Source organism: Sphaerisporangium sp. NPDC088356, assembly GCF_040685555.1.
Classification (GTDB): Bacteria; Actinomycetota; Actinomycetes; order Streptosporangiales; family Streptosporangiaceae; genus Sphaerisporangium.
Window position 1 is genome coordinate 653 of sequence record NZ_JBFBIK010000118.1, and the last position, 22,174, is coordinate 22,826.

General features: G+C 69.5%; 18 protein-coding genes. 9 read left to right on the plus strand and 9 right to left on the minus strand.

The features are described 5' to 3' along the window. Window positions 1-473 precede the first annotated feature (473 nt). The 3 genes from AB0O34_RS30205 to AB0O34_RS30215 all read left to right on the plus strand — a co-directional run bounded on the left by AB0O34_RS30205 (window position 474) and on the right by AB0O34_RS30215 (window position 2,186). Complete coding sequence (locus AB0O34_RS30205; protein WP_363921174.1) at window positions 474-692, plus strand: DUF397 domain-containing protein; 219 nt, start codon at window positions 474-476, stop codon at window positions 690-692. An 80-nt stretch (window positions 693-772) separates the two neighbouring features. Next, window positions 773-910 (plus strand): hypothetical protein, encoded by a 138-nt coding sequence (locus AB0O34_RS30210; protein ID WP_363921176.1) that lies wholly within the window; start codon window positions 773-775, stop codon window positions 908-910. Window positions 911-1,880: 970 nt separating this feature from the next. Continuing rightward, window positions 1,881-2,186, plus strand: coding sequence for a type II toxin-antitoxin system RelE/ParE family toxin (locus tag AB0O34_RS30215; RefSeq protein ID WP_363921178.1), 306 nt, complete (start codon window positions 1,881-1,883; stop codon window positions 2,184-2,186). A gap of 57 nt (window positions 2,187-2,243) precedes the next feature. On the opposite strand, the gene AB0O34_RS30220 is transcribed toward AB0O34_RS30215, so the two are convergent. The 6 genes from AB0O34_RS30220 to AB0O34_RS30245 form a co-directional block, all read right to left on the minus strand. Next, window positions 2,244-3,143 carry a glycosyltransferase gene (locus AB0O34_RS30220; RefSeq protein ID WP_363921180.1) on the minus strand — a complete coding sequence of 300 codons (900 nt, stop codon included), beginning with the start codon at window positions 3,141-3,143 and terminating at the stop codon, window positions 2,244-2,246. A 189-nt stretch (window positions 3,144-3,332) separates the two neighbouring features. Further along, window positions 3,333-4,100, minus strand: coding sequence for a CDP-alcohol phosphatidyltransferase family protein (locus AB0O34_RS30225; RefSeq protein ID WP_363921182.1), 768 nt, complete (start codon window positions 4,098-4,100; stop codon window positions 3,333-3,335). Next, window positions 4,078-5,118 (minus strand): iron-containing alcohol dehydrogenase family protein, encoded by a 1,041-nt coding sequence (locus tag AB0O34_RS30230; RefSeq protein ID WP_363921207.1) that lies wholly within the window; start codon window positions 5,116-5,118, stop codon window positions 4,078-4,080. Before AB0O34_RS30230 ends, AB0O34_RS30225 begins: the two co-directional genes overlap by 23 nt. Before the next feature lie 82 nt (window positions 5,119-5,200). Continuing rightward, a complete protein-coding gene (locus AB0O34_RS30235) occupies window positions 5,201-5,935 on the minus strand; it encodes a phosphocholine cytidylyltransferase family protein (protein ID WP_363921184.1) in 735 nt (244 codons plus the stop codon). A 129-nt stretch (window positions 5,936-6,064) separates the two neighbouring features. Continuing rightward, the gene (locus tag AB0O34_RS30240; RefSeq protein ID WP_363921186.1) at window positions 6,065-6,688 is read right to left on the minus strand and encodes a DUF5941 domain-containing protein; all 624 of its coding nucleotides are present in this window, start codon (window positions 6,686-6,688) and stop codon (window positions 6,065-6,067) included. 2 nt (window positions 6,689-6,690) lie between these two features. Then, window positions 6,691-8,250 carry a CDP-alcohol phosphatidyltransferase family protein gene (locus AB0O34_RS30245; RefSeq protein WP_363921188.1) on the minus strand — a complete coding sequence of 520 codons (1,560 nt, stop codon included), beginning with the start codon at window positions 8,248-8,250 and terminating at the stop codon, window positions 6,691-6,693. Window positions 8,251-8,541: 291 nt separating this feature from the next. Between AB0O34_RS30245 and AB0O34_RS30250 the strand changes: the two genes are divergently transcribed. Further along, a complete protein-coding gene (locus AB0O34_RS30250) occupies window positions 8,542-9,954 on the plus strand; it encodes a bifunctional cytidylyltransferase/SDR family oxidoreductase (protein ID WP_363921190.1) in 1,413 nt (470 codons plus the stop codon). Between the two features lie 98 nt (window positions 9,955-10,052). Continuing rightward, window positions 10,053-11,864, plus strand: coding sequence for a CDP-glycerol glycerophosphotransferase family protein (locus AB0O34_RS30255; protein ID WP_363921192.1), 1,812 nt, complete (start codon window positions 10,053-10,055; stop codon window positions 11,862-11,864). Between the two features lie 43 nt (window positions 11,865-11,907). Here the strand turns inward: AB0O34_RS30255 and AB0O34_RS30260 are convergent, their stop codons facing one another. Further along, window positions 11,908-12,936: a glycosyltransferase family 2 protein gene (locus AB0O34_RS30260; protein WP_363921194.1), complete on the minus strand. Its 1,029-nt coding sequence runs from the start codon at window positions 12,934-12,936 to the stop codon at window positions 11,908-11,910. A 100-nt stretch (window positions 12,937-13,036) separates the two neighbouring features. Between AB0O34_RS30260 and AB0O34_RS30265 the strand changes: the two genes are divergently transcribed. Next, on the plus strand, window positions 13,037-14,521 hold the full coding sequence (locus AB0O34_RS30265; RefSeq protein ID WP_363921196.1) for an LCP family protein: 1,485 nt from the start codon (window positions 13,037-13,039) through the stop codon (window positions 14,519-14,521). Window positions 14,522-14,627: 106 nt separating this feature from the next. On the opposite strand, the gene AB0O34_RS30270 is transcribed toward AB0O34_RS30265, so the two are convergent. Both AB0O34_RS30270 and AB0O34_RS30275 read right to left on the minus strand, forming a co-directional pair. Continuing rightward, entirely contained in the window at window positions 14,628-15,458 is an 831-nt protein-coding gene (locus AB0O34_RS30270) for a phosphoribosylaminoimidazolesuccinocarboxamide synthase (protein WP_363921197.1), read from the minus strand. 164 nt (window positions 15,459-15,622) lie between these two features. Then, the gene (locus AB0O34_RS30275; protein ID WP_363921199.1) at window positions 15,623-16,921 is read right to left on the minus strand and encodes a GNAT family N-acetyltransferase; all 1,299 of its coding nucleotides are present in this window, start codon (window positions 16,919-16,921) and stop codon (window positions 15,623-15,625) included. Between the two features lie 350 nt (window positions 16,922-17,271). Between AB0O34_RS30275 and AB0O34_RS30280 the strand changes: the two genes are divergently transcribed. From AB0O34_RS30280 to AB0O34_RS30290, 3 genes are all read left to right on the plus strand, one after another. Beyond that, window positions 17,272-18,114: a siderophore-interacting protein gene (locus AB0O34_RS30280; RefSeq protein ID WP_363921201.1), complete on the plus strand. Its 843-nt coding sequence runs from the start codon at window positions 17,272-17,274 to the stop codon at window positions 18,112-18,114. A gap of 712 nt (window positions 18,115-18,826) precedes the next feature. Next, the gene (locus AB0O34_RS30285; RefSeq protein ID WP_363921203.1) at window positions 18,827-21,553 is read left to right on the plus strand and encodes a beta-L-arabinofuranosidase domain-containing protein; all 2,727 of its coding nucleotides are present in this window, start codon (window positions 18,827-18,829) and stop codon (window positions 21,551-21,553) included. Next, window positions 21,550-22,174 (plus strand): RICIN domain-containing protein (locus AB0O34_RS30290; RefSeq protein WP_363921205.1); only part of this gene is annotated, 625 nt, incomplete at its 3' end. The genes AB0O34_RS30285 and AB0O34_RS30290, both read left to right, overlap by 4 nt.

A 22,174-nucleotide genomic window follows, 5' to 3' on the forward strand; every position in this document is an offset into this window, starting at 1 on the left:
AGTGATCCGGGTGATCCGGGTGATCCGGGTGATCCGGGTGATCCGGGTGATCCGGGTGATCCGGGTCGGACGGCGGGTGCACGGCGTGCGCGACGGAACCGTCGCAGGACCACCGCGAGGAGCGCGCGACCACCGCGGCCCACCACTCAGGACCGAGCACACCCCCACCCGCCGAACCAGAGCGCGAATGCGGCTGCGATGGGCCACGCCCAGACAAATCCTCCACTCGCGATCACCTCCGGTGAATTCGAAATCCTGTGCGAATAATTTCACATGTCGGCAGCTCTCGCAACCTAAACTCTCTCGGCAATAAATGCACCTAAGGAGGGATTAATCCTTTATCCCAGCCGTAAGGCAATCGCCGGAATTGAGGCCATTGGTTATGCAACCGTAGATGCGATCGAATCGCTCCGGTTCGACCGTTCCGGAGGAAGAGTTCCTACGGCGGTGACAACGGCGGTTAATGTGTGGGCGTGGCCACCAACCTCCCAGAAGTCGTCACCCTCCGAGACAGCAAGAACCCGACTCGCACCGTAGTCATCCTCACTCCGGGCGACTGGAGGGAACATTCCTCGGTGGCGTCAAGGGCAGTCAATTCGACGCATGAGCCCTCGATCCAGCATGGGGGTCTCCCCCGGCAGTTGGTCCTGCCAGCCATGCCTGCATCCACGAGTCACCGCCATTGGTTGTGAGCGAGGCGGTCGTATCGGGCACGCATCACGCTGGCGCCCTGCCTCGGCGCGCTTGATGAGGAGGCGGAAGACTGCTGGCGGTGATGCTTCCGAACCGCATCGGCTATCCGTTCGACGCGGCACTGCGGCTGCTCAAGGAGAGGCAGCCCGCCCCGGCCGAGATCAGCGCGGCCATGTCGGTGCTGGGTCTTCGCGCCCAACTGACCCATCCCAACTGACCCATCCCAACTGACCCATGAGGAGTTCCCGCCGCGCTTCCCCACCGAGCAGTTACCTGCAGATGGTCCGGAGCCGGTACATGTCGCCACTGTCCAGCTTTGACGACATCGCCTTGGGGGCCGGGATCGCCGAGACACGAGAGAAGAAATTCGACGCGTACATCGAATTCCCGGTCCGCTTCGCCTTCGTCCTGGGGGAAAGACCTGAACAGCGAGTCCCGGGCAACTCGGGAGTATCGAGAAAAATGTCGTACGGTCCCTAAAATCGATCGCCACTCGATGGGCATGCCATAGAACAATCCTGTCAGATCCGCCCGCCAGGGAATTGGAATGCCGCCGAGCGTGCTGTCGCTGACCAGGTAGATCAGCTGGAGCCCTCGTGGGCGTCTGGTACGGCATGGGTAGCCGCCGATTCTTCGCCATGGCCACCTGGACGACTCCCGAGCCTTTGATCGTGGAGGCCCGCTCCGTCGAAGAGCTACGTGACCTGATGCGCGAGACGGAATCCACACCCCTGATACGCGGCGACATGGTTTCCCGCCCACCTGCACACGTACGTCGCATCCCGCACCGACCATCGTGCTGCTACGGCTGCTCGCGGCGGCGCCCAACGCGGACGTGCGGCTGACCTCTGGCCATTGATCTCGGCTCGATGTGGTTCGAGGCGCACGCGGCCTGAAACCGCCCTCAGCCGACGATGACCAAGCGTGGAACGCTGAGCGTAGCGAACCTCTGGAAACCACAGCCCGAGCCGGAGGGCGCCCACCGCGCAGGCCAGGACCATGACGGCGAGCGCCGGCAAACGCCGATCGTATCCAGGATGGCCGGAACTTCAGCCGGGATTCCGGCCAGCTGGGGGAGCTCATCCCACCAGCGAAGCCAAGGACCGACTGACCGGGTTGGCCGACCGGGCGGCCCGTGAACATCACGCTGACCCAGAACCGGACGGCCACATGCTGTGATCTTGTCTGTGGCCGAATGGGAGTCTTTGCGGGAGAACCTGGAGATCATCGCCGATCCGGAGATGCGAGCGGCCGCAGCCGCCGAGGCGCGAGGCGACGTGACCACGGAAGAGGAGCACGGAAGAGGAGATGGCCGCCATCATGGCTGCCCGCCTGCCAAGCCGCCACGCGCGGGCAAGCCCCTCAACGAGCCGTACGAGGAGCTACAAGTCGCTCGACGCGGGACCTATCGCGTGGTCTACCGCATCGATGAGGACAAGCCCACCGTGACGATCACCTCGACAGAACACCGCCGCGACGCCTACCGCCCGTGACCTGATGGGTCACTGTTGATTTCCTTGGTCATGTGGCGGTTACCGCGCCCACGAACGTCAGACGATCGGGGGGCGGCCGAGGCGGAGCATGCGCCAGGCGGTGCGCCACGCCATGGGACGGCGCTCGCCCGCCGGCTCGCGGAGGCCTTCCTTGAAGCCCTTGAACCACGACTTGATCGCGACCGAGGAGCGCTCGCGCACCAGCGTCAGCACGACCCAGTCGAGCAAGTACAGGGCCGCCAGCGGCCAGGGCAGGTTGCGGCGGGCCAGCCAGACCCGGTTGCGCGCGTTCAGCCGGTAGAAGTCGGCGTGGCGCGTGGGCGGCACCTGAGGGTGGTACATGACGGCGTCCGCGTCGTACTCGATGCGGTAGCCCTCGCCGAGGAGCCGCCAGGCGAGGTCGGTCTCCTCGTGGGCATAGAAGAAGCGGCCCGGTAGGCCGCCGACCTGCAGGTAGGCCGAGCGTCTGATCGCGCAGGCACCACCCAGGAAGGTGGTCACCGGCGAGGAGCGCTGCGGGTCCCCTGCCCGCAGGCGGGGCACGTGACGACGCTGGCCCACGCCGCCGTCGGGGTCCATGACGCGGAAGGAGATCACCGCGAGGTCGGGCTCGGCGGCGAACCGCTCACGCACGTGCGCGGCCAGCTTGTCGTCGGCGTACCAGCCGTCGTCGTCGAGGAACAGCACGACGTCGCCCGTGCACTCGCGGACGCCGTGGTTGCGGCCCTCGGGGATGCCGACGTTGTGCGGGATGCGCACAGTGCGCACAGAGGCAAAACCGGGCGTCGGGACGTCGGCGAGCTGTGGCACGTCGGCACCGTTGCCGACGACCACGACCTCGACGTCACCGTCGATCTGGTTCAGCGCGGATTCGACGGCCCTGTCGAGCTCGGCGATCCGGTTGCCCATGGTGAGGATGACACAAGAGATCTTCAACGCGTCATCGCCTCGACGCATGGAGAACGCATGGAGTCATGATCACCGAGTCTGTGTGAGCGGGCAATCCAGCTTGTGTCTGCATACTGCGAAATAAGGGTATCGGAACTGTCAGCAAACCCCCGCCAAACAGTAACTGTTGGCTTGGCGGTGGCTCTTGACAGAGATACGACGCCGGAGAACCGCCGTCGGTTCCGATGCTTTCTCATCTCACCCGAGCCGCTTCGACGCCAGGATGCTCACGAGGTGGAGAACCGCCTGAAGGCCCGCGAACACAACACACGCGACGGTCAGCACCTGGGTCGCCACCAGGCTCCCCGCCACGGCGTCCCAGACGGCCGCGATCACCGCGATGATCGACAGCTCCACCGCCTGGATCACCCGGTGGAAGCGCAGCGCCGCGGCGACCTTCCTGGCCGCGCCGAGCCGCCGCGACTGGAAGTGCTCGGCCGCCGCCTCCGTGGTCGCCTGCAGCCCTGAACGGGCACGGGCGACGTCCACCAGGTCGGTCTCGGACTTGATCAGGATGGCCCCGAGCGCGGCGGCGACGCCGAGCACGGTGTACCAGTCGGGCAGCGTGACCGAGGCCCGGAACCCGAGCCCGATCAGCAGCGCGGCCTCGCAGAAGTAGTGGCCGACGCGGTCGAGGTAGACGCCGGTGATCGAGGTGCGGTTGGTCCACCTCGCCAGCTCGCCGTCGGAGCAGTCGAGCAGCAGGTAGACCTGGATCAGGACCGCCGACGCGATGGCCGCCCACAGCCCCGGCAGGGCCAGCACCACACCCGCGAGCAGGCCGGCCAGGATCATAAGACCCGTGACCTGGTTGGGGGTGATGCGCGTGCGGGCCAGCGCCCACGTCACGTAGATCGAGAGCTTGCGCATGTAGAGCGCGCCGGCCCAGTGCTCGCCGGAGTTGCGCTCCATCGTGGTGTGCGGCTGAGCGACCGCACGCAGCTCAATGACCGAGGGCCCGGACATATTCCTCCACCCGGTCACGCACTTCGGCCTCGGAGAGGCGCAGGTGCTCGAGAATCGTGTATCGCCCGGGACGGGTCGACGGCGCCAGCATCACCGCTTCGGTGAACTGCTCGGCCGTCAGCCCGACGTCGCCGGGGGTGACCGGCAGGTCATGGCCGCGCAGGCAGTCGGCGACCAGCGACAGCCGGCGCTCGTCCTCCCGCAGGAAGAAACAGAAGGCGGCCCCGATGCCGGCGAGCTCGCCGTGGTTCGAGGTGCCTGGATAGAGCTGGTCCACGGCATGCAGGATCTCATGATCTCCACCACTGCTGGGACGCGACGAACCCGCGATGACCATCGACATGCCCGACAGCACCAGGGATTCGGCGAGGACCGTGAGGAAGGCGTCGGACTCGATCGAGTCGCTCCTGCCCAGCACGGCCTCGGCGCTGGTGCGTGCCATGGCGACCGCGAGGCCGTCGATGGGCTCGCCGCGCTCGACGTTGCCGAGCTGCCAGTCCTCGATGGCCGACAGGTTGCTGATCACGTCGCCCACTCCGGACCGTACGAGCGAGGGGGGCGCGCCGTGGACGAAGTCGAGGTCGACCAGGATCGCCAGGGGCATCGGGACGCCGAACGACCCCTTGCCCCCCTCGTGCTCCAGCGAGGAGACGGGCGAGCAGATGCCGTCGTGGGAGAGGTTGGTGGCCACGGCGACCATGGGGATGCCGGTCAGCGACGCGGCGTACTTGGTCACGTCGATGGTCTTGCCGCCGCCGATGCCCACCACGGCCTCGTACGCGCCCTTGCGCAGGTCGGCGCCGAGCGAGACGGCGGAGTCCACCGAGCCGTCGGGGACGCGGAACACCTCGGCCTCGCCCAGCGTGGGCGCGATCATGCTGGAGATGTGGTCGCCCTGCCCCGCGCCCACCGCGACGGCGACGCGGCCGGAGGTGGCCACCCGGCTGTCGGCGAGCAACGCGCCCAGCTGGGCCACCGCGCCCCGGCGGACCTCGACGGTCAGCGGGGCCATGAGCATTCGCGCTAGGAGCGGCATGCGTTCTCCCGGACCGTCGAGGGGCACGACACGCCGGCCGGCCGCATGCCCGCGGGCGGCTCGGCTAGTAGGTGCACGCGATCTCCCTGGCCTTGGCGAGGTCGTCGTGGTTGTCCACTTCCACCCAGTCGACCTTGCCGATGGGGGCGACGTCGATCTTCTCGCCGCGGGCCACCATCTCGCCGTACCCGTCCTCGTAGTAGAGCTGGGGGTCGCGCTCGAAGGTCGCCTTCAGGGCGTCGGCGAGGCGCGCGGCGGCTCCCGGGCGGATCAGCGTGGCGCCGATGTACTCGCCGAAGGCGTCAGCGGGGTCCATCAGCTTGGTGATCCGCCGCAGGTGGCCTGACTCGTCGAGTGTGACCTTCATCTCCTCGTCGGCGAGCGACTTCACGTTGTCGACGGCGAGGAGGATGTCGCTGGTCACGGGCGCGTCGAGCAGCGTGCGCTCGACCGACACCGGGTGGACGGTGTCGCCGTTGACCAGGAGCGCGCCCTCGGAGAAGTGGTCGCGCGCGCACCACAGCGAGTACGCGTTGTTCCACTCCTCCGCCTTGTCGTTGTGCACGAGGGTGAGCTTCACGTCATGCCGCCGTTCGAGCTCCGCCTTGCGGTCGTGCACCGCCTGCGCCGCGTAGCCGATGATGACCACGACGTCCCGGAGGTCGACCGCCGCGAGGTTCCGCAGGGCGATGTCCAGGATCGTGGTCTCTCCGTCGACCGGCACGAGCGCCTTGGGCAGCGTGTCGGTGTACGGCCGCAGGCGTCGTCCGGCCCCGGCGGCCAGCACCATTCCCAGCAACGTGCACTCCTCAATAAAGCCGGCTTCTGTAGGCCAAAGGTTAGTTGCCTGCAGGTGGTGATCGTGTAATCCCGAGTTCAGCTATTCCATAACAAGACCAGTCGTTGGCAATGACGGCCGGAAATGAGCTCAGTCCTGCCCGCCCAGGTCGGCCGCCTCGACGCCGGATCTGGGCGCTGCGAGCCAGCAGGTGATGCTTTCCCAGCAGAACAGGGCCGCGAGGTAGATCGCGAGCAGCGCGAACACCGGCGTCACGATGTCGAGCAGGGCCCCCATGGCGATCAGCAGCATCCGCCCCTCCCAGCCGAGCCCGGCGGAGGCGAGCCAGGCTGGTGGGTAGACCTGCTGCCGGCAACGGTAGACGACGTCGTAGTGGTGGAAGAGCATCGCGCCGAGCAGGGCGAACAGCAGGACCTTCGGCACGTCCCACGCGAACCCCACGCAGGCGATGAAGCCGTACTCGGTGAGCCGGAGGATCGGCGGTGCCAGCCAGTCGAGCCGCCCGTCGTGGGCATGGGAGCTGCCGGGGCCCGCCAGCATCAGCGCCACGGCCGGTGCGAACACCGACGGGCCGTCGGCGCCGGCGACGCCGAGGAACAGCATCACCGCGGTGACGAACGCCCCGGCGATCGCGGGCGGCAGCGGCGGCAGCTGACCCGCGACAAGCAGGCCCATGCCGCGCGCCAGCACCCCGTCGTCGCGGTAGGTCACCACGGAACTGCGCGGCACCGGCGCCATGTGGACCCTGGTCATGATCACAGAGACCTCGCGATCCGGCCGGTCAGCGTGTAGAGCGCCGCCAGGCCACCCCAGGCCAGCAGCGCGAGGAAGGTCACCCGCGCGTTGAACAGCGCGGCGGTCACCGAGATCAGCACCATGCGCTCGCCGATGGGCAGTACGACGATCTTCTTCAGCCAGCGGGCGGCGGTGTTCCTGTCGAGGCGGGCCGAGAGCCGCACGACGGAGCCGTAGACGCGCCTCCGGCCGGGCGTGATCACCGCGCCGGGCTTCCCCTGTGGATCTCGCCTGAGCGCGACGGGCAGGCCGAGCGAGCCGCCGTGCCCGGGACGCTCCCAGACCTGGCCGGCGCCGGCCGTGTCGGCCCGCGCCGCGGCGTACGAGAAGTCGATCATGTGACGGATGGCCTGGACCAGCATGGCCACCACTGCCAGGGCCCAGATGCCACCCGGGCCCGTGGACCCCAGCTCGACCCCACCGGTGTATCCAACGGCAAGCCCGACATAGACGACATACTCCTTAACGCGGTCGAACGTGGCGTCCAGCCAGGCCCCGAGGGGCGAGAACATGCGGGTGTACCTGGCGAGCTGCCCGTCCACGCAGTCGAGGACGAACGACAGGTAGAGCAGCACGGCGCCCGCGACCTGCGCGCGGCGCTCCCCCGCGGAGAAGGCGACCGCCGCGAGGCCCGCGAGGCCGACCGACAGCCCGGTGACGGCGTTCGGGGTGAGCCCGAGCCTGGCGGCCAGGCGCACCACGTGCCCCGACCACGAGCTCACGAGGTAAGTCGCGACGAAGCCGTCGTCGGACTTGACCGCGGCCTCCAGCCGGGCGCGGTCCTCGTCGACCTCGCCCAGCCTGGCGATGGCCGCGTCGGCGCTCAGCTGGCCCGTGACCCTGTCGCAGTGCAGCCGGCCGAGGGGCGCCGCCCGTACGGGCACGCCCACGCGAACCAGGCCCGCGAGCAGCAGGTCGGCCACCTCGGTCTCCTCGGCGCCGCCGAGGCGCTGCTCCTGGGCGAGACCGGCGAGTTCCTCGGCGACGTCGGCCAGGCTCACGAGATCGGCCTCCCCCACGTGCAGGACGCCTCTGAAGCCGCCGTTGGCGCCGCTCACGGTGTGGAAGGAGTTTCCCGCGGCGACCACCCGGCCCCGCTCGGCGCGGATCGGGGGGAGCCTGAGTGGCGTGCCGTCGTGCTCGGGTGAGACCAGCGCGCCGGTGCCGCGCGCGGGGTCTGCCAGCAGCAGGGCCAGCGCCTCGGTGTGGGCCACCAGGTCGCCGGGGAACACGGCTAACGGGCCCGAGACGGCCCGGGCGACCTCGGCCACCGCGCGCAGGTCGCCGGTGAGCCCGGCGCTCCGGGTGACGTCCGGCTCGGCCACCGGCCCGGCCAGCGTCTCGGTCGCCGCCTCGGCCAGGAGCACGGCGGGACGGGACGGGATCGCGGGCAGGTTGCCGGCACGGGTCACGACGTGCACCCGGTGGACGTGGAGTGACGCGAGCTGCCGGGCCAGCCGGTCGGCCAGCGTGCCCTCGGGGCACGCCAGGCCCGTCGCCGGGGTGGTGGCGAGCAGCACCGCGACGGTCGCCGGCGGCTTCCTCTCCGAAGGGGCGCCTGAATGCTCCGTAGTGCCGTAAGGCTTTCGGGGAGGCCTCACAGGGGGCGGGTACGCGGAGTCTGGCAACCGGGGGTCTCCTTCCGCGACCGGGGATCGTCCACCCCGCAAAGTAACCGAGCCGTCACTCACCTCGCAATCCCATCGGCGCGTCACGCGGCGTGCCGCTGCGTTATAAGGGGACGTGGGCGCTGCCTCCGGGTAGTGATCAGTAGGGTCAGTCGTTACCGAGTCGCTTAAGGAAGTCCTATTTTGGCCACACAGGAACCACGCCTGCGGACCGTCGGAGTGGTCCTCGCCGGCGGAATCGGGCAACGCGTCGGGCTCAATACCCCGAAGCAGCTTCTCAAGATCGCTGGTCGCACGATCATCGAGCACACCCTCACCGTGTTCAACGACGCGCCGGAGATCGACGAGATCGTCGTCCTCATGGCCCCTGGCTTCACGGCCGAGGTCGAGCGGTTGATCGAGCGGGGCGGCTTCCACAAGGTGAGCGCGGTCGTGGAGGGGGGCGCGAGCCGCACCGAGTCGACCTGGCGGGCCCTGCGGGCGCTCGGGACCGAGGAGTGCGACGTGCTCCTGCACGACGCTGTGCGCCCCCTGCTGGAGCCGCGCATCATCTCCGAGTGCGTCGAGGCCCTCAAGGTGTATTCGGCGGTCGACGTGGCGATCCCGTCCTCCGACACGGTCGTGGTGTCCGCGCCCGGCCCTCGGGGTGAGATCATCCGCGACATCCCCGACCGATCGCGGCTGCGGCGCGGCCAGACCCCGCAGTGCTTCCGGCTGTCGGTGATCCGGGAGGCGTACGAGCGGGCCTTCGCGGACCCCGACTTCGACAGGCAGCCCGCCACCGACGACTGCGGCGTCGTGCTGCGCTACCTCCCGGACGTCCCCATCTACATCGTGCCGGGCAGCGAGCACAACATGAAGGTCACCCATCCGGTCGACGTCTACATCGCCGACAAGCTCTTCCAGCTCGCCTCCAACACCGCCCCGGTCCCGGCGAGCCCGGAGGCCTACCGGCGGGCGCTCGCTGGCAAGACCGTGGTCGTGTTCGGCGGCAGCTACGGCATCGGCGCCGACGTCGTCGACCTCGCCGGCGAGCACGGCGCCAACGTCTACTCCTTCTCGCGGTCGCAGAACGGCGTGCGAGTGGAGGACCCCGTGTCGGTCGCCGAGGCCCTCGACCACGCGGCCAAGGAGAGCGGCCGGGTCGACTACGTGGTCAACACCGCCGGCGTGCTCCACATGGGCAAGCTCGGAGAGGCGGACGACCTCACCGTGGAGGAGACCGTCGGTGTGAACTACCTGGGCCCGGTGAACATCGCCAGGGCGGCCATCCGCCACCTCCGCGAGACCCGGGGCCACCTGCTGCTCTACACCTCCTCTTCCTACACCAGGGGCCGCGCGGACTACAGCCTCTACTCCTCCACCAAGGCGGCCGTGGTGAACCTCACTCAGGCACTGGCGGACGAGTGGGCCGAGTACGGGGTCCGCGTCAACTGCGTCAACCCCGAGCGCACCGGCACGCCCATGCGGCACCGCGCCTTCGGCGACGAGCCCCCCGCCAGCCTGCTGTCCCCGCGCGCGGTCGCCCAGACCTCCATCGATCTACTCATATCCGACCTCACGGGCCAGGTGATCGACGTACGCCGCGCCCCCTGACGTACACGTACGCGGGCCCCTGACGTACGCCCTGCCTCGCGAGTGGGTACAAGACCATCAACGCGCGGGGAACGACCGGGGGGCCGTCGATGGGGTGGGTGCGCAGAAACACGCCTGGAGCGATCCTCTCGGGACTGCTCCTGCTGTCCTTCCCGGCGCTGATGGTCACCGCGCTGTACCCGTTCCCCACGGCCTTCGCCGTCGTGGTGGCGGTGTCGTACGGCGCGGAGGCGGCGGCCGGACGCCTGGCGCGGCCGGTGCTCGACCGGCTCGGCCGGATCCACCTCGGGGTCAGCGTGCGCTTCCTGGCCCGGGAGGTCGGCGCGGTGCTGCTCGTGGCGCGCACGGCCGGCGCGGGCTCCCGGTGGTTCGTCCTGCTCTGCGGCGGGCTGCTGCTCATGCACGTGCTCCGCGTGCTCCAGGCAGGCACCGCGATCTACCTCGACCGCTGCCTCAACCTCATGCCCGTGTCGACCAGGAACCTCGACGTGCCCTCGCTGCGGATCCCCCGGGAGCCTCCGGGAGGGCTGGCCGGATGGCGCGGCGCTCGGCTGTTCTACACCGACGTCCTTCCCGTGGGCGCGATCGCCGCCGGAGCCCTCACCGGTCAGGCGGCGCTCGGAAACGCGAGCCTCGGTACGGCCGCGAGGGGCGGGGCCGGCTTGGGTACGGCCGCGCTGGGCGGGGCCGGGCTCGGCGCGGCCATCGCGCTCCAGGCGGCGGCCATGCTCGTACTGCTGCTCCACGCGCGGCGGGCGGCGCCACTGGCGAACCGCCAGCACGTGATCGCGGCGGTCGACCAGCGGGTCCAGGCCTACCGGCCCGAGGTGATCTTCTACTTCTCGGGCCCGCCCACCTCCGTCTACCAGGCCACCATGTGGCTGGACACGCTGGCACGGCTCAGCCGCCGCACGATCATCGTGCTGCGGGAGCGCGAGATCCTCCCCCTGCTCGGGCCGACCACGCTGCCGGTGCTGTGCGCGCCGTCGGCCGTCGACCTGATGAGCCTGAGCGGGCTGGACGGCGCCCGCCTCGCGCTCTACGCGTCCAACGTGGGCAAGAACATCCACCTGCTGCGGGCGCCGGGGCTGCGCAGCGTCTTCATCGGCCACGGCGACAGCGACAAGGAGGCCTCGTTCAACCCGTTCTCCAAGGCGTACGACGAGGTGTGGGTCGCCGGGCAGGCCGGGCGCGACCGCTACATCCGCGCCCAGGTGGGCGTCCGCGACGAGGACATCGTCGAGGTGGGCCGCCCGCAGCTTTCGGGGATCAGGCGGAGCGGGCCTGGCCTGCCGGTCCTCAGCGTGCTCTACGCGCCCACGTGGGAGGGCTGGACCGACGACCTGTTCCACACCTCGCTCATCACGATGGGCCCGAAGCTCGTACGGGCCCTGCTCGCGCACTCCCCGGCCGTACGTGTGATCTACAAGCCGCATCCGCTGACGGGCGAGCGCGACCCCCGCGCCACCACCGCCCACCGCAGGATCGTCGAGATGATCAGGGCCGGGGGCGCCGCGCCGCATCAGGCGGTCACCGGTCCCGAGCCTCACCTGTACGACTGCTTCAACGACTGCGACCTGCTGGTCAGCGACATCTCCAGCGTCGTCGCCGACTTCGTGGCGAGCGGCAAGCCGTACGTGGTGACCAACGTCGCGGGAATGGCCGGCCACGTCTTCCGCGAGCGCTACCCGAGCGCGGAGGCGGCCTACCTGCTCGGCCCGGACCTGCGGGAACTGCCGGGGCTCCTCACCCAGCTCCAACGCCCTGGCGAGGACGAGCTCGCGGGGGCGAGGCGGGCGATGAAGACCTACCTCCTCGGGCCCGATCATCCGGACGCGATGACCCGCTTCGACGAGGCGGTCAACCGCGCCCACGACATGGCGGGGCTCAAGGGCACGCTGCGGCTCTAGGGTCCCCGGGAGCCATGGAAAAGCTCCCGGGGACGGCGTACCGCTAGGAGGAGGCCCCTTGGGGCGGCCTGGCGAGGCGCGGCGGGCTGGTGAGGAAGCCCCAGCCCCACGCGATGTGCATGGTCGCGTACACCAGCGGCAGCTGCAGCAGGGCGCTCGCCGACAGCCCCCGGCCGGTGAGCACCGAGCCGGCGACGATCGCCACAACGTACGCCGCGGGGATCAGCAGGCCGAGCGGGAAGAACGGCGACACGACCAGGCCGAGCAGCATCGCCAGCACCGCGAGCGGCGGGGCGAGGTAGCGGAGGTTGATCGTGCCCTCGTGGGTGCGGGCCACGACCCGCCGCCAGCGCCCGTAGTGGAAGTACTGCTTGGCGAGGGCCTTGACCGTCGGGCGCGGCCGGTAGGAGACGCGCATGCGGGGCTGGAACCACACCAGGCCGCCGGTCTCGCGGATGCGGTGGTTCATCTCCCAGTCCTGCGCGCGCTGGAAGTGCTCGTCGTAGCCGCCGACCCGCTCCAGCGCCTCCCGGCGGAAGACTCCGAGATAGACGGTGTCGGCGGGCCCTGGTTGGCCTCCTGTGTGGAAGCGCGCGTTGCCCACGCCGATCTTGGATGTCATGGCGCACGCCACGGCCTGCTCGAACGGCGTGACGCCCTCGGCGGCCATGATGCCGCCGACGTTGTCGGCGCCGGTGCGTTCGAGGGTGTCGACCGCCACCTGGAGGTAGTCCTCCGGGAGCATGGCGTGCCCGTCGACGCGGGCGATGATGCCGTTGCGGGATGCACCGATGGCGGCGTTGAGCGCGTTCGGAGTGCGTCCGGTGGGATTGGGCACGACCGTCACGCGGGGGTCCTCGGCCGCGAGGGCGTCGGCCACCTCCTGCGTGCGGTCATGGGACGGGCCGATGGCGAGGACGACCTCGATCGGTCCGTCGTAGCGTTGGGCGAGCACCTGCCGCACGGCCTCACGCAGGTGGCGCTCTTCGTTGAGCACCGGCATGACGACCGAGATCGGCGGCCAGACTCGTGTGGTCTGGCTGGTTCGGGGCGAGTCGGGGAACTCCTTCATGGCGGCGCTCACGCTACTGTACGAGCGGGTGGGGACGGCAACCCACGGGCGATCGAAGCCTCCTCACCGGTGAACGTTCTCGGCCTGAGGGGGCACCACGGTGAGCGACGACGACTCCGGTGTTCACGTCGGCGACTCCGGGGTCCACGTGGGCGGCGACGCGTACGGCGGCGTGCGGCTGTCACAGCGCCGCACGAAGCGGGCACGCTCCAGCGCGCGAAGCCTGATGGTCACCGGGGCGCTGTCCAGCGCGGTGCTGCTCGGGTCGGGCGTGCTGTGGTTCCTGTCGACCTACGCGTCGAGCCAGATCAAACGGGTCAACGCCGGCACCGTCGGGTCCGACGCCCGTGGCGCGATGAACATCTTGCTGGTCGGCGTCGACAAGCGCGACGACCTCACGCGCAAGCAGCAGAACCAGCTCCACCTCGGCCGGGAGGTCGGGCAGCGCAGCGACACGATGATGGTGATCCACCTCTCGGAGGACCATTCGAAGGTCACCGTGGTCAGCCTGCCCCGGGACAGCTGGGTCGACATCCCAGGGAAGGGCACCCACAAGATCAACTCAGCGTACTCCCTCGGTGGCGCCAAGCTGGCCGTCCGCACGGTGCAGAACGTCACCGGGCTGCCGATCAACCACTACATCGAGGTCAACGTCCTGGGGTTCATCAACGTCGTGGACGCCCTCGGGGGGGTCTCGGTGTGCACCCCCGTCGCGATCAACGACCTGCACACGAAGTTCCAGCTCCAGCCCGGCACGTACGAGCTCGACGGGGTCAAGGCGCTGTTCTACGCGCGCACCCGCGCCACCGCGCGCTCCGACCTCGACCGCATCGACCGGCAGCAGCAGGTGATCTCGGCCCTGCTCCAGCGGGCGCTGAGCGGCGGCACACTGGCCAACCCCGCGAAGCTCGGCGGTCTGGTCAGCTCGACGCTCAAGACCATCACCGTCGACGACGCCCTGGCCAAGGACGTGCTCGGGCTCGCCGACCAGCTCAAGGACGTGTCCACCGACGACGTGGCCTTCACCACCGTCCCGCTCGCGGACGTGAACTACACGGCCCCCACGGGCGAGTCCGCCGTGTTGTGGGACAAGCCGGCTTCTCGCGACCTGTTCAAGCGTGTCGCGGCCGACGAGCCCCTGGTCAAGCCGGCGGCCTCCAAGAGCGCCACGCCCACGCCCTCGGCCTCCTCGGCGCAGGCGCTGACCGTGGCGCCCGAGCGCATCGTGGTCCGGGTGGTCAACGGCACCGCCATCACCGGCCTGGGCGCCCGCACCAGGACCGACCTGCGCAAGGCCGGTTTCCAGGTGCCCGACGCTCCCGGCGACACGACTCCACGCGACCACACCGACACCGTGATCCGATATCCCGCCGGCCGTGAGGACTCCGCTCGTACCGTCGCGGCCGCCATCCCCGGGGCCGACCTCCGCCAGGCCGACGTGCCGGGCATCGAGGTGATCGTCGGGAGCAAGTACAACGGCACCAAGAAGGTCACCGTCAAGGACGACTCTCCCGCCGCCACGCCCAGCGCCTCCACCAACGCCCCGGTGGCCAAGACCGCCACCCAGAACATCTGCAAGAAGTGACTCAGGCTCGGGCGAGGGCGGGCGCGTCCTTGGCACCCCGGCGACGCGAGGCCAGGACGGCCCCGGCCCTCCACCTGGCCTGCCGGCTACTGAGTGAGCGAGCGGGCTACCAGGCCTTGCCGGTGATGCGCTCGTACGCCTCGATGTAGCGGGCGCGCGTGGTGTCGATGACCTCTTGGGGCACCTCGGGCGCGGGCTCCTTCTTGTCCCATCCGGTGCCGACGGCCCAGTCTCGTACGAACTGCTTGTCGAAGGCGTACTGCGGGCGCCCGGGCTCCCACTGGTCGGCCGGCCAGAACCGCGAGGAGTCGGAGGTCAGCACCTCGTCTCCGAGCACCAGCGTGCCGTCGTCCGCCCGCCCGAACTCCAGCTTGGTGTCGGCGATCACGATGCCCCGCTCGGCGGCGAGCTCCGCGCCGCGCCGGTAGACCTCCAGCGTGATCCGCCTCAGCTCCTCGGCGGTCTCGGCGCCCTCCTGGGCCACCACGTCGGCGAGGGTGATGAACTCGTCGTGGGCGCCCAGCTCGGCCTTGGTGGTCGGCGTGAACACCGGCTCCGGCAGCTTGGAGCCCTCCACGAGCCCCGGCGGCAGCGCCACGCCGGACACCGCGCCGGTCGCCTGGTACTCCCTCAGGCCGAGCCCGGCGAGGTAACCGCGCGCGATGCACTCGACGGGGACCATGTCGAGCCTGCGGCAGCGTACGGCCCGGCCGGCGAACTCCTCGGGCACGTCGGTGGCCGAGATCACGTGGTTGGGGACGATGTCCGCCAGCTGCTCGAACCACCACAGCGAGAGCCGCGTCAGGACCTTGCCCTTGTCGGGGATCGAGGTCGGAAGGATCACGTCGTACACCGAGAGCCGGTCGGACGCCACGAGGATGATGTCCCCGCGGTCCTCGTAGACGTCCCGGACCTTCCCGGAGTGGAGAAGCTTCACCCTGCCCCCTGCTCTGCGGCCACCGAAGGCCTGCCGACCTCCCAAACGGCCCCAGGCTATCGCCCACCTCCGACACCACCGCGCCTCGGCCGGCCGTTCCTGACGCCGTGGTTCCTGGCACGGCGGTTCCCCGCTCAGCGGGTTCGATCTTCCGGGAGCCGCGGCTACACCCGGGCCGCCGTCCGTAGGTCACGGTTGAAGGCCGTGATGTCCTCGTCGGTCAGCGAGGAGCGGGTGCCCGATATGGCGTCCAGGTAGTCGCCGGTGACCCGCGCGGGGTCGGCGCCGGCCACCTGCGTTCCCAGCCTCTCCGTCGCGATGTGGCGCTCGAAGGCGGTCTGCGCCGCCGTACGGGAGGCGTACTCGATGTCGGCGGGGGTGAAACGGGCGCTGGCATCCACCAGCGCGTCCAGGTCCACCTGTGCGAGCCGGTCCGGCCCGATGTAGCGGGTCCAGATCGCGCGGCGGGCGTCGGCGTCCGGCGGGCCGATCGGGATCAGGTAGTCGAAGCGGCCGGGCCGCAGGAAGGCCGGGTCCATCCTGCGCACCGTGTTCGTGGCGCAGATCAGCAGTCGCCGGTCACGGCGCCGGAAGACCGGTATGAGCTTGAGCAGCTCGTTGGTGATCCGGTGGGCCAGGGAGGTCGGGTCGCGCCGTTCGGAGGCGATCTCCTCCGCCTCGTCGAAGAACAGGACCACCTGCTCCAGGTGCTCGACCCGGGAGAACAGCTGCCGCAGCGCCCCCGCGACACCGTTCGGGTCGGCGGCGAGCTGGTAGGGGAAGACCTCGACGAACGGCCATCGCAGCCGCGAGGCGACGGCCCTGGCGAACGTCGTCTTGCCCGTGCCCGGCGGGCCGAACAGGACCACGGCCCGGGGGGCTTCCAGGCTGTAGTGCTCGGCGATGTCCCGATGCTCCAGGGGCATCACCAAGCGGCGCTCGATGAGCGTCTTCTCCGCGTCCATGCCCGCGATCCGCTCCCAGAGGCCGGTCTCGGGGATGGTGCCGCCGATCTGGTCGAGGATGGTGGCCTCCGCCGGAGCCGGCGGCAGCACCTTCTCGAAGTAGGTGGCGTCGGGCCGGCTCGCGTACCCGGAGTTGATGAAAGCGGCCTCACCCGTCTCGTGCCCCGGCAGCAGCGCCCCGATGCGGCGTACGCGCCTCTGGGCCAGGCGTTCCTCCAGCGCGGAGAGCAGGCCGGACCCGATGCCGTGCCCACGCCACTCCGGGTCGATGGCCAGGCGCAGCACCCAGGCGCGATCCTCGGCCGCCAGGGACACCGCGGTGCCCACGAGCCGGGCCCCGACGGCCGCCACGACCGCCGGCATACCGCCACGAATCGCCCCCACGGCCTCGGCCAGCGTCACCACCGGCTCGGCCGCCGTCTCCCGCGACTCCTCCAGAAGCCGGACCACCTGATCCAGATCGTCTTCCTGAAGATCGCGAACATGCCATGGAGCCATCGCCGTCACTCCTGCGGTCGTCCGCGCACGCATCCCTTCCCGCCACCTCCGCGCGACAGCAGGGATTACGACACCCTCTTCCCTCCCCGACTCCCCCCAAAACCCTACAAACCCACCCATACAATTGAGTGGTCGTTCCTTTAGACCGACGGGAACGCTCCGGGGCATCAGGTGTAGCCGTACGGAGCGCGAAGGCGGTAGGGGGAGGAGAGTTCTACTCTGGAGAACGGAGCCCGGCGATCGCCGGCGCGAGCGGAGAACGGGATCCCAGTGGGGGCGAAAGTGTGGAACGAGGTACGCGCCGCAGCGACGCGGCTCGGCGTGCCGCTGACCGGACAGCGGGCTCGCGCATGACCGAGCGTCCGGAACGCAAGACTCCTAAGGTGACCCAGGCCCAGGTGCTGCGCGTCGAACGGCTGACGCCGCACATGATCCGCGTCGTCCTCGGCGGCACCGGCCTGGCGGGCTTCGGCGCGGGCCAGTACACCGATCACTACGTCAAGCTGCTGTTCCCCGCCGACGGGGTGACCTACCCCGAGCCCTTCGACCTTCAGCGCATCCGCGCCGAGCTTCCGCGCGAGCAATGGCCGCGCATGCGCACCTACACCGTGCGCCGGTGGGACGCCGAAGCGGTCGAGCTGTCCCTGGACTTCGTCTACCACGGGGACGAGGGCCTCGCCGGCCCGTGGGCCGCCGCCGTCCGTCCCGGCGACGAGGTGCGTTTCTCCGGTCCGGGCGGCGGCTACGCGCCCGACCCGGCGGCCGGCTGGCACCTGATGGCCGGCGACGAGAGCGCGCTGCCCGCCATCTCCGCCGCCCTGGAGCGGCTGCCGCACGGTGCGCGGGCGCACGTCTTCATCGAGGTCAGCGGCCCACAGGAGGAGCAGAAGCTGGAATCGCCCGGCGACGTCTCCATCAGCTGGCTGCACCGGGGCGACGGGCGCGTCGGCGACGCCCTGGTCCGTTCGGTCCGGGCCCTCGACTTCCCTTCTGGGGCGGTCCAGGCGTTCGTGCACGGCGAGGCGGGCTTCGTGAAGGAGCTGCGGCACCTGCTGCGCGTCGAACACGGCGTGCCGCGGGAGGCGCTGTCCATTTCGGGATACTGGCGCACCGGCCAGGACGAGGACGGCTGGCAGGCCACCAAACGCGAGTGGAACCAGCAAGTAGAAGCCGAACAGGAACCAACCCCCTGACTCGACGCCTCCGCACCGCGTGCACGGAACCCGTTTGACAGGACATGCCGTTCTTCCTGGGCAACGGCAGGGGGTGCTTACGAGGTTCGGGAAAGCGGAGCCGGTACGGCTTGGCATCCGCGAGATCTTAGTTATCGCTAACATCCTGAGGGCGTCGGAGGCTCGGAGCCGACCTTGACCCAGAGCCGGGAAATCCGCCCGCACTCCGCCCGGGTCCAATGGGTTGCCCATCGGTAACTTCTGTGAAACTTTCATTTCCGCGGGCAGCGCGTCGCGATCTTCCTCCGAACGAATGTGCAGGCCGGGAGATATCCCCGTAGCGACGCGCAGGCAAGCGAGGCTCGCGACTCATTGACGCCGGACTCGACAGTCGGATGTACTCCGCGTCACGCGACCACGGAGCAAGCCATGAAGATCTGACAGTCGAAATGTTAGCGATAACAAACTTGGGTGCCCCTCCTCGACCTGGCCAAGGAGCGTCGGAATCCCCTCTCATCCCGGCCACCTACGCAACCCGGACCTTTCGCTTGCTGCGCAGTGCCGGCCGCCGGCCTCGCGACGCTGGGAACCCCTGCGCCCGCGACTGACGCTCGGCCCGGCCGGCCCGACATGACCACTCCTTGACATCGGCCTGACCAGATGAACACCGGTGAGCGGCCGTGGTGGCCACGACCGCTCACCCAACACCCCCCTCATCTTTAGGAGCCTTCCCATGTCCATGAGCCGCCGCCAGCTCTTTCAGGCCGCGGGCACGACCCTGGTGCTCTCAGGCGCCGCCCAGGTCGCCGGTGCGACCGCCGCCGACGCCGCCGTTCCCTGGGGACGCGCCGACATCGGCGTGGCCGCCTACGAGTTCGGCCTCGGCCAGGTCCGGCTGACCTCTGGCCGCTGGCTGGACAATCAGAACCGCACCCTGAACTACCTGCGCTTCGTCGACGTCGACCGGCTGCTCTACGTCTTTCGCGCCAACCACCGTCTGTCCACCAACGGCGCCTCCGCCAACGGCGGCTGGGACGCGCCCAGCTTCCCGTTCCGCAGCCACGCGCAGGGGCACTTCCTGACGGCGTGGGCGCAGGCCTACGCCGTACTCGGGGACACCACGTGCCGGGACAAGGCCAACTACATGGTCGCCGAGCTGGCCAAATGCCAGAACAACAACGGCGCCGCCGGGTTCACCACCGGCTACCTGTCCGGCTTCCCCGAGTCCGACATCACCGCCGTCGAGAACCGGACGCTCAGCAACGGCAACGTGCCGTACTACTGCATCCACAAGACCCTCGCCGGGCTGCTCGACGTGTGGCGGCTCATGGAGAACACCCAGGCCCGGACGGTACTGCTGGCCCTGGCGGGCTGGGTTGACACACGGACGAGCCGGCTCAGCTCAAGCCAGATGCAGTCGATGCTGGGCACCGAGTTCGGCGGCATGAACGCCGTGCTGACCGACCTGTACCAGATGACCGGCGATTCCCGCTGGCTGACCGTGGCCCAGAGGTTCGACCACGCCGCCGTCTTCAACCCCCTCGCGTCCAACCAGGACCAGCTCAACGGCCTGCACGCCAACACGCAGGTTCCCAAGTGGATCGGGGCGGCGCGCGAGTACAAGGCGACCGGCACGACCCGCTATCGGGACATCGCGGCCAACGCCTGGGCCATCACGGTCAACGCGCACACGTACGTGAACGGCGCCAACAGCCAGGCCGAGCACTTCCGCGCTCCCAACGCCATCGCCGCCTACCTGACCCAGGACACCGGCGAGGCGTGCAACACGTACAACATGCTGAAGCTGACCCGGGAGCTCTGGATGCTCTCCCCCAACCGGGCCGACTACTTCGACTACTACGAGAACGCCCTGATCAACCATCTGATCGGCCAGCAGAACCCCTCCGACAGCCGGGGGCATGTCACCTACTTCACCCCGCTCAACCCCGGCGGCCGGCGCGGCGTCGGCCCGGCCTGGGGCGGCGGCACCTGGAGCACGGACTACAACTCGTTCTGGTGCTGCCAGGGCACCGGCATCGAGACCAACACGAAGCTGATGGACTCGATCTACTTCTACAACGGCACCACGTTGTTCGTGAACCTGTTCGCGCCCTCGACGCTGAACTGGTCCCAGCGCGGCATCACGGTGACGCAGACGACGTCCTACCCGGTGAGCGACACCACGTCATTGCAGGTCACCGGTAACGTGAGCGGATCGTGGTCGATGCGGATCCGCATCCCGGCCTGGACCCAGGGCGCGACGATCAGCGTCAACGGGGTCGAGCAGAACATCGGCATCACCCCGGGCTCCTACGCCGACCTGACCCGGTCGTGGAGTTCTGGCGACACCGTGACCGTGCGGCTGCCCATGCGCGTCATCATGAAGGCCGCCAACGACAACGCCGGCATCGCCGCCGCCGTGTACGGCCCGGTCGTGTTGTCAGGCAACTACGGCAGCACCTCTCTGTCGTCGGCGCCGACGCTCACCCCCTCGTCGATCACCCGGGCCAGCACGTCGTCACTGGCCTTCACCGCCACCGCCAACGGCTCGACCGTCAACCTCGGCCCGTTCTACGACGCGTACGACCACAACTACGTCGTCTACTGGAACGCCACCGGGCAGAGCGGCGGAGGCGGGGCGAGCTTCCGGCTGATGAACGCCGCCAGTGCGCTGGTCCTCGGCATCCAGGACATGTCCACCGCCGACGGCGGGACGGCCGTGCAGTGGACCGACAACGGGACCGCCGACCACGACTGGGTCCTCATCGTGGACGGCAACGCCCTGCGGTTCCGCAACTCGAACAGCGGCAAGGTACTGGGCGTCCAGAACATGTCGACGTCCGACGGCGCCCGCGTGCTCCAGTGGGGCGACACGGGCACCGCCGACCACCGCTGGACGATCACCGACGTCGGCGACGGCTCCGTCAAGATCCGCAACGTCAACAGCTCCAAGCTGATCGGCACCCAGAACGGTTCCACCGCCAACGGCACGCCCGTCGTGCAGGACTCCGACAACGGCAGCGCGGACAACCAGTGGCGGTTCGTCCCCAACGGCGCGCGGCGCCTCCAGAACGTGGGCACCGGCATGGTGCTCGGCGTCACCAGCATGTCGACGTCCGACGGCGCGCTCGTCATCCAGTGGGGCGACACCGGCACCGCCGACCACCTGTGGACCGCGATCGTCGACACCGGGGGCTACCTGCGGCTGCGTAACTCCAACAGCCAGAAGGTGCTGGGTGTGGAGAACGCGGGCACCGCCGCGGGATCGCGGGTCGTGCAGTGGGCCGACAACGGCACCAGTGACCACCGCTGGCGGCTCCGCTATGGCGGCAACGCCGCCTTCCGAATCCAGTGCGCCAACGGCGGCCGGGTGCTGGGCCTCAGTGGTACCTCCCAGGGCGCGCAGGTCGTCCTGGCCGACGACAACGGTACGAGCAACAACCTCTGGAGATTCCTGTGATCAGACGCCTCCTGGCGATCATCCTGCCCGCGATACTCGCGGCCGCCGTGATCACCATCGTGTCGTCCGGCGCCTCCGCGGCGACCGTCGACACCAACGCGTGGTACACCCTGGTCAACCGCAACAGCGGCAAGGCCTTGGACGTCTACAACTCCTCCACCGCCGACGGCGGGCGCATCACCCAATGGACCCGCAACAACGGGAACAACCAGCAATGGCAGTTCGTCGACTCAGGCGGCGGCTACTACCGCATCAAGTCCCGCCTCTCCGGCAAGGTCCTGGACGTCTACAACTTCTCCACGGCCAACGGCGGCGCCATCGTCCAATGGGCCGACGGCAACGGCACCAACCAGCAATGGCGCCTCGCCGACTCCGACAGCGGCTACGTCCGCTTCATCAGCCGTCTCAGCAACAAGGCCCTGGAGGTCCAGGGCGCGTCGACGGCCGACGGGGGCAACATCGTCCAGTACGACGACTGGGGCGGCACCAACCAGCAGTGGCAGCTCGTCCAGGTCGGCGGCGGCAACCCGACACCCACACCCACCCCCACCCCCACGCCGACCGGTACGTGCGCTCTTCCGTCGACGTACCGCTGGACATCGACGGGCTCGCTGGCGAACC